The following is a 15,108-nucleotide window of genomic DNA, read 5'->3' as shown; positions in this document are numbered from 1 at the left end:
AAATATTCAACATATGAAAATTAGAAATATAAAAATAGTAAGTCTTTCTCTTGCTTTAATAGCATTAGCTTTTACAAGCTGCCAAGAGCAATACTTAGACCAAGAACCTCAAGATTCAGTTACAGAAGCTGTATATTTTGAGACACCAGAACATTTTGAAAATGCTGCAAACAATCTATATTCAAGGTTAGGTTTTGACTATGAAGGAGACCAAGATTCTCAAGGTGATACTTCTTCAGATTTATCAGGAAATTTAGGAGGTTCTCCATCTTATTCTTCTGGAAACATCACTACACCTGCCACAGATAATATATGGTCTAATAATTACACATATATGCGTGCAGCAAATCAAATCATCGAAAAAGCAGTTGATTATACTGGAGAAATTAGCGAAATTCAAGTTTCTATAGGAACTGCTTATTTCTTTAGAGCTTGGCATCATTATAACTTATTAACACGTTTTGGAGGCGTGCCTCTTGCAAATATTGCTTTTGATGTAGATTCTCCAGAATTGTATGCGGCAAGAAATAGTCGTTATGAAGTTGCTTCTCTAATTTTTTCTGATTTAGAAGCAGCCATCTCAAGATTACCATCAGCAGTCTCTATGGGTACAGCAGATCAAGGAAAATTATCGTTAGAAGCTGCAAAAGCTTTTAAAGCACGTGTATTACTTTACGAAGCTACTTGGGAAAAATATGTAGGTACTAGTACAGATGGAGATGGTGTTAGTGAAGGTGCAGGTTCTGCAAAGCCTAGCGATTATCCTAGTGTACAAAGTATGTTAACAGATGCTAAACAATATTCTATAGAGGTGATGAATAGCGGAGCCTTTGAATTATGGGATCATAGAGCGGAATTAGGTGAAGATCATTTATATTATCTATACAATTTAGAAGATGGGGGTTCTAATCCTGCTGGCTTAAGTAAAGCCAATAATAAAGAGTTTATTTTTCAAACTGTTTATGATTACTCTTTAAGACAAATTCGTAAAAACTTAACACATGCAAAAGGAGTGACTCCTTCTCGTAAAATGATGGATATGTATTTGTGTGAAGATGGTTTACCAGTACAATATTCAAGTGTTTTTGAAGGGTATGACACCATGACTTCAGAATTTGAAAATCGTGATTATCGTTTAAAAAGTTTTGTACATACTCCTTTAAGAGAATACTGGGGTTGGGGAGCAAATACCAATGGTGGTGGTGCCCAATACGATGCAGATTTTGCAACGAGCGGTGTTGTTTTCGACTATAGATATGTACCTCAATTATTGTCTCCAGGAGCGGGACGTAATATTGGTTACTTAGGGCGCAAGTTTGCCACAGAATATCGTTTACGTGAAACTAGAGAAGAATCGTTTAATTACCCACAAATACGTTTAGCAGAAGTGATGTTAATTTATGCAGAGTCTACAGTAGAATTAGGCAATGGTACTATTTCTGATGCTGATCTTGATATTTCTATCAATAAAATTAGAGCACGTGCTAATGTAGCACCTCTTACAAATGCTTTAATTGCTCCATATTCAGACTTAACAATGTTAGGTGAAATAAGAAGAGAAAGAGCTATCGAATTGGAAGGAGAAAATTTCAGATTTGATGATTTAAAACGTTGGGCAATTGCAGAGGTAGAATTAAACCAGGATTTATGTGTTGTGTATATAGAAGGTACAGAATATGAAACAGCAGATAACCCTAAAAATCCAGGTACTACTATCTATAATGCTGATGCATTTCCTTTAGGTTTAACAACAACGGAACAACAAGTATCTTCTTATGCAGGTATTGCTACAACTAAAGCAGGGGCCTTAATATTAGACCCTGCAGGAAATAGAAACTTTGCACTAAAAAACTATTTAGATGCAATACCAACAAATCAAATAGGTCTTAATGAGAGCTTGTTACAAAATCCTGGATGGTAAAAACGATTATTTAATTTGATTTGATTTTTTAAGTAGTAGTTAATTTCAGCTGCAGATATTTTTATCTGCAGCTATTTTTTTTACTCAAATTCATTCCTTCATAAAAATTCTTTAGTAACAAACAGAATAATTCCTACCTTAAGAAAGGTATTAAATTAATAAATTACAGATTTTTTAGACCAGCAAAAATTAGAATTATTATCCACGAAAATAGTAACAACATCATCATCTTTAAAACAAATAAGAGTGTGATAGAACTCTTTTCTTTACCTATTGAACGCTGATCGTTTGCATTAAAAAAACAATACTATAGAAGGCTTATTTTAAAATACAGGAATAGTTATAAGTCTTTATACATAAAGTGTATAAGTGTGATTTTACAATGAACAGTCATTAAGAAAATCACCATTTAAATTACAGTTTTGTAATTAAAAAGCAATGATATATAGAAACATTTTGTTTTTAAAAAAGAAGTAATTTTTAACTCTATACCTAACCTAATAACTTAAAAGTATACTTCTTTAACCATTATAAAGACTAAATTAAATGTTAGCAAGCATAACTTAAAACTGTATAGATAACTAATTTAGAAGCAACGATTCTCATCCTCAATACAACTGTATGAATTTAAATCACCTCTATTATAAAATTCATTAGAATTGACATCATTTTATCAAAATACACAACAGGTATTTGAATGAACATTAAAACATTGTTCTACAAAAAACCCAGTATATTTTAACAAAAGATACTGAGGTCATTTAATAGAAACAAATCAAACTATATCAAATCAAACTGTCTGGGCAACCATAAAGTCAGTTCCGGAAAATAGGTAATTATCAACAATACCGCTATCAATATTAAAAATAAAGGCAAAAGTGGTTTGATTACTTGCTGAATCTTTAAATCTGCCACACTACACCCCACAAAGAGTACGGAACCAACAGGAGGAGTACAAAGTCCAATGCACAAATTCATAATCATAATAATTCCAAAATGTACCGGGTGCATCCCCAATTCAGTCACTATCGGTAAAAAAATCGGTGTAAAGATTAAAACAGCTGGAGTGATGTCCATAAAAACACCTACAAATAATAAGATTAAATTGATGATGATTAAGATAACGATCGGATTGTCACTAATTGCCAATAAAGTACTACTAATTTCTTGCGGAATGTTTTCATAACTCATTACCCAAGACATGGCAATCGAAGTTGCTATTAAAAACAATACAATGGCCGAGGTTTTTATAGTTTCTATCAAAATTGGAGAAAGATCTTTTAACGTAATCTCTTTATACACAAAACCCAATACCAAGGTATACACCACCGCAATGGCAGAAGCTTCTGTTGCTGTAAAAATACCCGCAACAATTCCGCCAATCACCAGTACCAGCAGCATCAAACTAGGGAAAGCCGCTATAAAACGTTTTAAAAACTCTTTAAAAGAAACCAACTTATCTGTCGGATATTTTTTAATGATGGCATAAATTAAAGCCACTAACATTAAAGCAAGTCCCATTAACAAACCAGGCACATAACCTGCTATAAATAAGGCAGCGATGGAAACGCCACCACTTGCCAAAGAATATACAATTAATACATTACTTGGCGGAATGATCAATCCCGTAGTGGCACTGGTTATATTTACAGCAGCACTAAACGATTTGTCATAACCATCTTTTTCCATCATTGGGTTCATAAACCCTCCAATGGCAGAAGCTGCAGCAACTGCCGAACCAGAAATGGCACCAAACAACATACAAGAAATAATATTTACAAAAGCCAAACCTCCAGGAAGTGGTCCTACAATGGCCTTTGCAAAATTGATTAACCGGACGGCAATTCCTCCTCTGTTCATAATTTGTCCTGCCAAAATAAAAAAGGGTATCGCAGAAAGTGTAAAACTATCTAACGAAGTTGCCATTCTTTGCGCTAAGGTTGTTACCGTAGGTAAAAACGGCATTGAGCTCAATAAAGTTAATAAAGCTGCCAAACCAACAGCATAAGCAATAGGAACTCTTAGTGATAAGAAAATTAAAAAGCTAGTTACCAAAATTAATACTTCTACTAAATTCATCTCTTTTATACTTTATTTAATTTTCTTTTATGAATCAAGGTGTCTATGGTATAATAGCAAATTAGACTTCCAGAGATAGGAACCACTAAATACACCAATCCCAAAGGGATTTCTAACGTTGCTGATGTTTGTCCGAATTGAAAACTTAATTGACACAACCGAATGCCTCCAATTACCATCACTATAAAAGCAAAAGTAAAAGTAGCTACGTACACAATGCCATCAAACAAATCTTGTTTTTTTGCCACTATAGGTTCTGGTATCAAATCAATGGCCAGATGTAAATATTTTCCTGTGGCGTAAGCCGCTCCTAATAATCCAACCCAAATTAAAGAAAAACTAGAAATTTCATCCGTAATCGTACTTGGTGATTTTAAAACAAACCGAGAAAACACTTGCCAAACAACACTTAATAACATCATTCCTAAAATAAAAAGCATTAATTTTTCTAAAACGGTATCTATTTTTGCCCTCATTATTTTATATTTTTTATAGATTTAATCAAAGATTTCATTTCTTCATCATCCGCAAACATTTCTAAAACACCTTGTGTTTGTGTTTCAAATGGTTTTTTCTCTGGATAAAAAATTTCAACTCCTGCTGTTTTTACAGCTTCTAAAGATTCCTTTTCTGATGCCGCCCATAATTGTCTTTGTGCAATGGTACTTTCTGCCACTGCTTCTTTTAACCAACCTTTTTCTTCTTCGTTTAAACGACTCCAAGTATCGGTACCGATTAATAAAACATCGGGGATAGAAGTATGTTCATCTAAAGAAAAAAACTTACAAACCTCATAATGTTTAGACGAATAAAAACTCGGTGGATTGTTTTCTGCGCCATCCACCACTCCTTGTTGCAAAGCAGTATATAGTTCTCCCCAAGAAATTGGTGTTGGCGATCCTCCTAAATCATTTACCATAGCAACTGCCATGTTACTTTTTTGAACTCTTATTTTCTTTCCTTTTAAGTCTATAGGTAGTTTAATCGGATTTTCTTTCATGTAAAAGCTTCTACTACCAGCGTCATAGAACGTTAACCCTCTTAATCGAAATTTTTCTCCTTTTAATAAGAGTTCTTGTCCTATTTCACTATCAAAAACACTAAAAAAATGTTTCTTATCTCTAAACATGTAAGGCACACTAAACACCTTGTATTCTGGTATAAAATTCTCTAAAACCGCTGCAGAAACTTTGGTAATGTCTAAACTCCCAATTTGTAAGAGTTCTAAACATTCTCGTTCTCCACCTAATTGACTACTTGGGTAAATAGTTACCGTTAATTTTCCGCCCGATTTCTCTTTCAATCTTTCACCTAAAATTAACATGGCTTTGTGCACCGGGTGTTGGGTATCTAAGGCATGGGCCAGCTTTAAAACTTTGGTTTCTTCTTCGGATTTACATCCTGATAAAAACAAGAAAACTATAATAACAAAAGTTGGAAAGAGAGGATTCTTTTTTATCATTTTATACTGATTTATATTTTGTAATTCATCAACGAATCAATGGTTTTATAGACTTAAAATCATTATAACTTCAACTCTATTTCAAAATGTAAATCTAGAAAATCAAGCTCTGTATTATATATAAAATATAATCCATTCTGTATAAGATATAACCCATTTTAAAAAATAAGAAAATAACAAATACTATAACATTCAGTATTTATTTTTGAAATACATTTTTTATGATAAAAAAATTTGAGTTGAAAAAACAAGTCTTAATGTTATTTAAAAATAAATTTTATTTATTTCTCAAATGTTTAACTATTTAAAAAAAAAAAAGAAATTTTTAAGTATGATACTTTTTAAATGAATTCTATCTATTCATTTCAATGATAATCTAGTTATATTTAAATATTACTATACTTTATAATAGTAATTACTCTTCTATTTAGAAATAATGACAAAAAAAAAGAAGAAATTACAAATGTAATTTCTTCTTTTTTTTACTCTTTTTTAAATATAATTTATAAAAAAGCTTTTATTTCTTAAACAGTTTCTTCCACCAAGGTAATACTTCTTCTACATCATCACCATAGCCTCCTTGGTTACCATAACCATAACCATAACCATAACCATAACCATAACCATAACCACGTTGTATGTCTACATCATTCAATAAGACCGCCATATTTGGCAAACGCTTGTCTTCATAAATTTTTGCAGGAATGTCTAACAATCTTTTGTGGGTATAATCTGCCCTTACCGTATATACAAACAAATCCGCATCTTTTCCTAATAACATGGTATCGGTTACCAGTTTTACAGGAGCTGTATCTACTACCACATAATCATAATGTTCTTTACCATAAGCCAAAAGGTCTTCAAAACGTCCATTACTTAAAAGCTCTGCAGGATTCGGAGCAATGATTCCCGAGTGTAAAATATCCACATTAATATCCTCTAAATGATGGATCAATTCGGGGATCTGTATGGAATCATCGGTTAAATAATGGGTAATTCCTTTCCCTAGTTTTACGTCTAAATATTCTTCCAAACGTGGCTTTCTTATATCTGCCCCAATCAACAATACCTTTTTCTTGTCCGCAAGTGCCAGTACCGAAGACAAGTTTACGGCAATAAAGGTCTTTCCTTCTCCAGGTACGGTAGAGGTTACAAAAATCAGTTTTCCCACCCCTTCTTTGCCTTTTGGGATCATAAAGTCTAAGTTGGTACGTAGCATCCTGAAGGATTCTGCAATCCCAGATCGATCATTTTTGCTGACTACTACTTTTTGTTCATTTGAACCTCTAGGAATCTCTCCCAAATAAGGTGCTTTTACCACGGCTTCTACATCTTTATTCCCTTGTACCTTATTGTCTAATAAAAACATTAGATAAATAACACCAAAAGGAATTAAAAAACCTAATACTAAAGCCACTAGATACACCATTTTTCTTCTGGGACTCACCGGAGCACTACCTGCTTGGGCTGCATCCAACAATTTGGCATTGGCTACATTTAAAGACATAGAAATGGCATTTTCCTCTCTCTTCTGTAATAAGTACAAATACAAAGTTTCAATGATTTCTTGTTGACGTTGTATGTCTCTGTACTCTCTCTCCTGAGTAGGTACCGAGATCATTTTAGAACTTGACAACTGCTCCGCTTTTTGTGCATCCTTTAAAGAGATTTGCAAAGAAGATTGTAAATTCACCAAACTTTGGGTAATACTAGCACGCAATTGAGCAATTTGCGAATTTAAGTTTTGTACCACAGGGTTTTTAGTACTAGAACCTTTTAAGATTCGGTTGCGTTCTAAAATCAATTCGTTGTATTGGGCACTGTTGGCATTTACAGAACCATCTTGCAAGCCCAAATTGGCAGGAATCAAATTGTCCTCATTTTCTCTAATATAATCTGCTACATATTGGGTCAAACGCAATTGGGTATTCAGTTCGGTGATTTTCTTTTCTAACTCAGCATTATTTTCGAGAGCCAAAGTAGCTACAGAAGAAATGTCGGTCAAACTATTGGTTGCCTTAAACTCTTCAACTCCCTTGTCTACATCATTCAAATCTTTTTCAATTACCGCCAAACGCTCGTTGATAAACTTTTTGGTATTGTTTCCTACCAAATTTTTATCTGCCACTGCGTTTTCATTATACTGCTGTACCAATTTGTTTAAAATAGCTATGGCCTTTGCTCGGTTCTCGGCAGTTAAACTTAATTCTATGATACTAGAACCATCATATTTTATAGAGACTCCTAGTTTCCCTCTTAATCCATTGACTACATTTTTTAATGAGCTAATTTTCACTTTAACCCCTCCATCTTTTTTTAAGGGTAATTCATCTCTTGGGGTGATCGTGATATCTCCAAAGGCTGTGCTAATTTTTTCACCAAATAAATGTATGGAACTACTCCCATCTCCTAAAATCATGGTAAACTGGGTAGGAGTTTCTGTTACAATGGTAAAAATTGTACTTACATCATATATCTGCTCTTTGTTTGCAAACACCACATTATAAGGAGGCTTTTCATCATAAATTTCTACATCTCGGACATTTCCTTTGTGATGAAAAGTCATATTAATTCCCAAATCTTTAACCACCGTTTCCATCAAAGAATAAGATTTTAAAATCCCAATTTCGTTTTCAATGGAATTTTTATTATCTCCCATCAAGCCCAAGTCTTCAAAAGCCGACAATTCATTAGACAGTCCGCCACTATCCTCATCATCAATCAAAATGGAAGACGCTACTTGGTATTGGTTGGGTGTATATCTCAAGTACATATACCCTCCTAAAGAGGCAATAAGGATACATAGTACAAACCATTTCCAATAATACAGGTACTTGCCCAATATTTCTTGTAAATTGATTGACTCTTCTTCTTCAAATAGGTGACTGTTTTCTTGTTGCATAATTAAACTAAGATTAATTGGCTTTTAAAATAAAATAGCAATGATGGATAATAAGGATGATATCGCTGAAAAAATAATACTGGTATTGGCCCCTACTACCGATGAATTTATCTGCGCCTTGTTCGGTTCTACATAAATCACATCATTTTGAGATAAATAATAGTAAGGCGAATTAAACAATTCTTTGTTGGTCAAATCAATTGGAATAAAAATACGTTTACCATCTTTTTCTCTAACTAATGTAATGTTTTTTCTATTTGCTTTGATGGTCAAATCCCCTGCCAAACCTAAAGCTTCTACCACAGTAATCCGTTGGTTGGACACCGTAAAAGCTCCCGGTCTATTTACCTCTCCAACTACGGTTACCTTAAAGTTGACCGTACGAATATTAACGATGGGGTCTGCAATATATTCTTTGAGTTTTTTTATCAATAACAAACTCAATTCATTATTGGTCATCCCCTCCACTTTTAGAGTTCCTAAAATAGGAAAGTTAATTTCTCCTTGAGCATTCACTAGATAAGGTATCGGCTTTAAATTTCCTAACGAATTTCCTAAAATAGGACTTTCATAAATATTAAATGGTAAGACAGCTTCGGAATTGGTTGCCGACACATAGATGGTAATCATGTCGTCTTTTTGAATGGTCGGTTCATAATTTTGCAAGTCATTGTTAATGACAGACCATTCTCTTTCCCCGAAATACACCATCTTTTTCTTAGAAACACAAGAAGTGATTCCTAAGGAAACCAAGATTAAGAATAGGTAAGCGTACTTCATTTGTTTTTTTGTTTTTTTGATTTGATTCATGCTGCTAAATTTTGTTTTAAAATGCGTTTTCATCTTTTTTAAAGAACATGGAAAAAGCGGTATTAAAGATAATCTTTATGTCTAACATAAAGCTCCAATTTTCTAAATACCAAATATCAGCTTCGGCTCGGTTTGCCATGTCACTTACTTCTTTGGTTTCTCCTCTGTATCCATTTATTTGTGCCCAACCGGTAACACCTGGTTTTGCAAAATGTCGTACCATAAATTTGTCTACCAACCCTCGGTATTCTTCCGTATGTTTTAACATATGGGGTCTGGGTCCTACCAACGACATGTTGTTGAACAATACATTTAAAATCTGTGGCAACTCGTCAATACTAGTTCTGCGCATAAAGGCCCCAAAAGGGGTTACCCTTTTGTCTCCTTTGGTAGCTTGTTTGGCATCGCTTTCTGTATTTACCACCATGCTTCTAAATTTTAAACAAGAGAAAGGTTCGTCATCTTTCCCCGTTCTTAACTGTTTAAAAAACACAGGGCCTTTACTGGTCAATTTAATGATGATGGCAATGATAGGAAATAACCATGAAAAAATCAGTAAAATCACTCCCAAAGAAAAGACAATGTCAAAAACCCGTTTGATTACCCGATTGGATAATTTGTTCAAAGGTTCGTTACGCAACTTCATTACTGGGATGTTGTGTACATAATCAATGGTAAATACCTGTGATAAGTATTCCGAAAACTCTGGAATGATGCGGACCCGGATCATATTATTATCCGCATATCGAAATAAATCATTGATCAACTTGCTTTGTGTATAGGGCAAACTGATGATGATTTCATCTAATTTTTGCTGGTCTAAAAACTCTGTCACATCTGCCAGTTTTCCCTTGTAAAATTCTTTAAAGTCTGGCGTTACCTTGGCATCGGTCAATACCCCTTTTATTTGAAAACCATAGCTTTTGTTCTTATATATTTTTTCTATGAGCTTAGTTACATTCTCATTCATCCCAATGATCACTATGCTATTGTTTCTATTCCCTTTTTTTCGGGTATGCTTTAACCAATACATCACAAACATGCGAAAAGCCGTCATACTCATCACAAAGAAAAGTAATACCAACAATACAAATTTTCTAGAAAACTCATATTCGGTGACTATAAAGAACAAACCCGTACTGATAAAAAAGAAGATTAAAAAGGCTTTTAAATTTTTTGCCACCACTTTGTGCATTTGTATGATTCTTGGCACATCATACAAACCTTGTTTCAATCCTATAATAGCCCACAATAAAGACCAAGATAAAAACAACAAGACAAACTCTAGCTTTAAGGAAATTAGTAAATTGAACATGCTTAATTTGGCAACAACAAAGCAACTCAATAGCAATGTGATGTCTACCAGCAGTAGCATCAAGGATATTTTTTTATTTTTTGGCTTAAACATTTTCTTTTACTCTTTTAGGGGATATACAGCGTCTTATGGTTTATGTACTGCTTTTGATTGAATACATTTTAGGGATCAAGTATTGTGGTACTTTTCTCGCGATTTTGCTGGCTAAAGTAAAAAATCCTAACAACTTATGCTTCTTTATGATGGTAAAATCTTCCGAAGACTTCTTTTTTTGCAAACTAGCGGTGGTACTTTTCCCCCCCAAACGCATTTTTACTACCCATTCATTTAAAAAGTACTTTTTAATCGCGGTGTTTTTAAACCATCTTAAGGAAATTTCATAATCACTGGCAATTCGGTAAGACTCATCATATAAACCATATTCTTCAAAAATAGTCTTGGTAGTATAAATGGTGGTGTGCAAAGGAATCCATCCAAAATTTAAAAAGCGTTTTTTATAAGGTTTCGCTTTGTAAATACGTTTTACATTTTTTATATCCGCTCTTTCTACATATAATCCGTTGGCATAGACCAAATCTGCTTTACTTTGCAAAAAAGCTTCAGCTATTTTTGCCACCGAAGTAGTTTCATAAAACAAATCATCTGAATGCAAAATCCCAATAACATCACCTGTTGCTACATTAATCCCTTTATTTAAGGCATTGTACAACCCTTTGTCTTTTTCAGACAAATAATATCCTAGTTGCGGAATATAAGGTTGGATCTTATCTTGGGTGCCATCTGTAGAGCCACCATCGATGATGATGTGTTCGATATCATTATAAGTTTGACTCAATACAGATTCTATACAGCTTTCTATACAAACTGCATTGTTATATACAATAGTGATTATGGATACTTTCATTTAATATTTTGTTTGGTCAAAGTTATTTTACTATTAAAATCATCTTTATTATCAAAGGTACATTTTAATAATATTATTACCCACTATAAAATTATTTCGTTATTTTTTGCTTAATGTACTTTTTTACTTTATCAGTATTTCTTTCAAATAAATACCAAAAGAAATAACTAAAAACAATTAATACAATTGAAATGGTACTAAATTCAATGAAACTATTTAAAGATAAAACTTGCATATTATCTTTGTAAAATAATGCAAAAATTAACATCAACAAGGGAAAATGAATTACATATAAAGTGAAAGAAATATTAGACAACCATATAGAAAACTTAGAAAGGTATTTATTTTCAATAATAAAAAAACTTGAATCTTTTATAGAAAAAATGAATATACTAAAACAAACACCAATAAATAAATCATTAGATATTAAAGAAACACCTGCAAAATAATCTTTTTTAGAAACGACTATAGAAATTAAGAAAAGTATCATAGAAAATAAAATTATAAGATTGCTAATGGATTTATTTCTGATTTTAATATTACTTTGATACAATGCAAAAACTAGAACTCCCATTAACCAAATTAAATACCCTTCAAGTTTATCATATATCATTATAGAAAAACCTATTAATAAAAAAAATGATAAAACTCTAATATAAAAATTATAAGTTGATTTATTTTTTAAAACAATAAACATTAAAGGAAATAGAATATAATACCAAAATTCGTTTGCCAAACTCCATAAAGGACTATTACTACCATAAACAGGAGTATATATCGTTTGAAAAAAGAATATGTTTGCAATAAATGTTTTTATGGACAAAGAGTAAGATTCTTTAGGACCACTATTCAATATTTTTAAGTAAGTTCCTTCAATAATATCAGGTGATAAGAAATCAACTAAAAGATCTAAACCTAATGTAAAGATAAGAGCAGGTATTAAAACAACCCATAACCTTGTAAGTCTAGACAGTAAATAATCAGAAAATTTAAATATTCTTCTCTTATTTATAACTGCTCCTCCTACAAAAAAACCACTCAAAACAAAGAAAATCATAACTGCCTGATGCCCTAAACCTGTAAAAAAATAAAATATTTTTGTACTTATATTTCCTGTACCTTTTAACTCTGAATAATCAATAAACATCGTATTTCTAAGATGACTAAACATTACTACGAGCGCACTTACACCTCTAATTAAATCAAATAATACATTTCTCTTAGTTACCATTTAAAAATATTTTAATAATTTATTTTCTAATTGAAATAGGTTTCTTTGAGATAAGCTTTGATAGCTGTTTCATCTTTGTTAAAACGTCTATTTAATTCATACAATTTGGCATCTACTAAATAACGATACCAAAAGCCTTGCAATACATGCCATATAAATCCAGGTTTCCCGTCTAAAAATCCCAAACGAAAGATATAGCGATAGACAAAGTTAAGAAAAGGACGGACAAATAAAGGAATATTGGCATATTTCATTTTCATAAACCTTTTACGTTGCTCGCTCGTTCCAAAAATCTTCGATTCTACTTCTTTTTGAGATCCCAATTGGTATTTGATGCTTAACATGTCTACCATTTCTCTGGTTGCATAATGGTTGTGCTTATCTGTCCACCAAGTAAAATCATTCAAATTGGCATCAATTTGGCAACCTTCTACTTGTATGGTTTCACCATGTGATAAAATAATATGTTCGTCCATCCAACGGTTTTCACAACTTCCTACTTGATGTCTAAAAATTTTTAAATTCCAGCGAGGTGCCCAAGTGCCGTATTGTAATAACCTATCTAAAAAGACAATCCCCCTGCGTACATAAATCCCTGTTACCTCTTTACCTACCGTTGGTAATTGTTGTTTTAAATTGGCGATCAAAGCTTCATCGGCATATTCATCGGCATCAATACGCCAAACCCAATCAGAAGTAATGTTACAATTTTCTAAGGCCCAATTAAATTGAGTGGCATAGTTGACCCATGGATTTTGAAAAACCTTGGTTCCTAATTCTTTGGCAATCTCAACAGTATTGTCTTTGCTAAAGGAATCGATGATATAAATTTCATCAACTAAATCTTTTAAAGAAGTAATGCAACGAGCAATATGCTGTTCTTCGTTATACGTTAATATTATTGCTGCTAAACTCATAAACTAAATTTTAATGATGTCTTTACCACCTACAAAATGAGGTAAAAAACGATTTAAAAAATTAATAATAAATATTTCTATAACAACTATACACAATAAATTAATAATTAATGCAGAAACATTATTTAAGAAAGAAAATTGATTTAAAATTAATTTAAAGAGCACTATTAAAACTTGATGAGTTCCTAATATAATAAGGGAATTTTTACCAAGAAAATTAATAATTTTTATTTTATTAATTTTTACACATATTAAAAAATGGCTAAAAATACCTATAATAGCTGTTAACACAATAACAAAATAATTACCATCAATATAATTTTTCATTAACAAAAGCTCATCATCAAAAATAAAAATAGAAACAATAAACAAAGCATAAAAAATTAACAATAAATAAGTTTGGCTATACTTATTTATAATTGTGTCTATATTATTTTTTAAAATAGTTCCTAAATAAAAGAATAAAATAACAGTTAAAGATGAATCTATAAAATAAGGTAAATCTATTTTATTTACTCCTAAATAATAACCAATTAATGAGAGGCTTATAACCACTAAAAATTTTAAAACTTCATTTTTGATTAGAAAAATCAGATACATTAAAAAATAAGCATTTGTTAGGCATGCCAAAAACCACAAAGCTCCAGAATATGTAAAATATTCATTTCCGTTAAATAAATCTAAAAGAGAAGCATAAGAGAATTCATCTACAAGTGGGCTTGATGAGAAAAAATAAGAAGCTAAAAAACCTACAAAATAATTTAAAAGATAAAAGAAAAGTAATGGAATAATTAATCTATTTACTTTATTCCAAAAAAACAATTTAAAAGATTTTTTTGTTGAAAAGAAGAGTCCAGATACAAAAAAAAACAATTGCATAAAAAATGGACCAACATACATTCTAATAATATCTGATAAACCATAAAATATACCCAAATGATAAATTACAACCAATAAAATAGTAATCCCTTTTAGTAAATCAACACCTTCAATTCTATTTTTATTTTCAGCCATTTTTCAGAACTCTTTTTTTAATTAATTTTGCTGGATTTCCTCCTACTACAGTCCAATCTTCTACATTTTTAAATACCGCTGCTTTAGCCCCAACTATAGCACCTTCTTTTATAGTAACCCCAGGCCCTATAAAAGCACCTGCTGCTACCCAAACGTTATTTGCTATATGTATGGGAGCTAAAAAAAGTTCGTTCTTTACAGAAGTAAAATCGTGGCTAGATGCACATAAATAACTTTTTTGAGAAATTGTGGTGTTGGCTTCTATGGTAATATGCCCTTGATTGTAACAATCTACATTAGGGCCTAAACATGCATAATCACCCATGGTAAGATTCCATGGAGCCCATATTTTTACATTGGCATTTACCATGGCTTTCCAACTTACATTAGCCCCAAAACAACGCAATACAAATACGCGCCATTTTTTAAACAATCTAGGTTTAAAAGGTTTAAAGAAAAATATGGAACACAACATCCACAAAACCCTAGAAATTTTATTCTTTAGAGAAAATTTATGCCGTGTTGTTGTATTGTTTATATTAGATTCTTCCAT

Annotated in this window: 12 protein-coding genes; 1 reads left to right on the top strand and 11 read right to left on the bottom strand. The window is 31.9% G+C overall.

Annotated elements, in window-relative coordinates:
• Nucleotides 1–13: 13 nt before the first annotated feature.
• Entirely contained in the window at nucleotides 14–1,921 is a 1,908-nt protein-coding gene (locus ACJJVY_RS10255; protein ID WP_405607829.1) for a RagB/SusD family nutrient uptake outer membrane protein, read from the top strand.
• A 780-nt stretch (nucleotides 1,922–2,701) separates the two neighbouring features.
• Here ACJJVY_RS10255 and ACJJVY_RS10250 read toward each other — a convergent pair.
• From ACJJVY_RS10250 to ACJJVY_RS10200, 11 genes are all read right to left on the bottom strand, one after another.
• On the bottom strand, nucleotides 2,702–4,000 hold the full coding sequence (locus ACJJVY_RS10250) for a TRAP transporter large permease (RefSeq protein ID WP_405607826.1): 1,299 nt from the start codon (nucleotides 3,998–4,000) through the stop codon (nucleotides 2,702–2,704).
• 5 nt (nucleotides 4,001–4,005) lie between these two features.
• Complete coding sequence (locus ACJJVY_RS10245) at nucleotides 4,006–4,476, bottom strand: TRAP transporter small permease (RefSeq protein ID WP_405607823.1); 471 nt, start codon at nucleotides 4,474–4,476, stop codon at nucleotides 4,006–4,008.
• The gene (locus ACJJVY_RS10240) at nucleotides 4,476–5,462 is read right to left on the bottom strand and encodes a TRAP transporter substrate-binding protein (RefSeq protein WP_405607820.1); all 987 of its coding nucleotides are present in this window, start codon (nucleotides 5,460–5,462) and stop codon (nucleotides 4,476–4,478) included. The genes ACJJVY_RS10245 and ACJJVY_RS10240 overlap by 1 nt, the downstream gene beginning before the upstream one ends.
• 517 nt (nucleotides 5,463–5,979) lie before the next feature.
• Nucleotides 5,980–8,364, bottom strand: a complete 2,385-nt coding sequence (locus tag ACJJVY_RS10235; RefSeq protein ID WP_405607817.1) for a GumC family protein — start codon at nucleotides 8,362–8,364, stop codon at nucleotides 5,980–5,982.
• A 24-nt stretch (nucleotides 8,365–8,388) separates the two neighbouring features.
• The gene (locus ACJJVY_RS10230; protein WP_405607815.1) at nucleotides 8,389–9,207 is read right to left on the bottom strand and encodes a polysaccharide biosynthesis/export family protein; all 819 of its coding nucleotides are present in this window, start codon (nucleotides 9,205–9,207) and stop codon (nucleotides 8,389–8,391) included.
• Nucleotides 9,191–10,582 (bottom strand): undecaprenyl-phosphate glucose phosphotransferase, encoded by a 1,392-nt coding sequence (locus ACJJVY_RS10225; protein WP_405607813.1) that lies wholly within the window; start codon nucleotides 10,580–10,582, stop codon nucleotides 9,191–9,193. Before ACJJVY_RS10225 ends, ACJJVY_RS10230 begins: the two co-directional genes overlap by 17 nt.
• A 40-nt stretch (nucleotides 10,583–10,622) precedes the next feature.
• Nucleotides 10,623–11,393, bottom strand: coding sequence for a glycosyltransferase family 2 protein (locus tag ACJJVY_RS10220; RefSeq protein WP_405607811.1), 771 nt, complete (start codon nucleotides 11,391–11,393; stop codon nucleotides 10,623–10,625).
• A 91-nt stretch (nucleotides 11,394–11,484) separates the two neighbouring features.
• Entirely contained in the window at nucleotides 11,485–12,624 is a 1,140-nt protein-coding gene (locus ACJJVY_RS10215; RefSeq protein WP_405607808.1) for an acyltransferase family protein, read from the bottom strand.
• Between the two features lie 26 nt (nucleotides 12,625–12,650).
• Nucleotides 12,651–13,541: a glycosyltransferase family 2 protein gene (locus ACJJVY_RS10210; protein ID WP_405607805.1), complete on the bottom strand. Its 891-nt coding sequence runs from the start codon at nucleotides 13,539–13,541 to the stop codon at nucleotides 12,651–12,653.
• Between the two features lie 3 nt (nucleotides 13,542–13,544).
• On the bottom strand, nucleotides 13,545–14,555 hold the full coding sequence (locus tag ACJJVY_RS10205; RefSeq protein ID WP_405607802.1) for an acyltransferase family protein: 1,011 nt from the start codon (nucleotides 14,553–14,555) through the stop codon (nucleotides 13,545–13,547).
• Entirely contained in the window at nucleotides 14,548–15,108 is a 561-nt protein-coding gene (locus ACJJVY_RS10200; protein ID WP_405607799.1) for a putative colanic acid biosynthesis acetyltransferase, read from the bottom strand. The genes ACJJVY_RS10205 and ACJJVY_RS10200 overlap by 8 nt, the downstream gene beginning before the upstream one ends.

It is taken from the genome of Polaribacter sp. Asnod1-A03, assembly GCF_045063585.1.
In the GTDB taxonomy this organism is placed as follows: Bacteria; Bacteroidota; Bacteroidia; order Flavobacteriales; family Flavobacteriaceae; genus Polaribacter.
The sequence above is the reverse complement of the archived record's forward strand: the minus strand, read 5'-3'. Positions and strand labels throughout refer to the sequence as shown.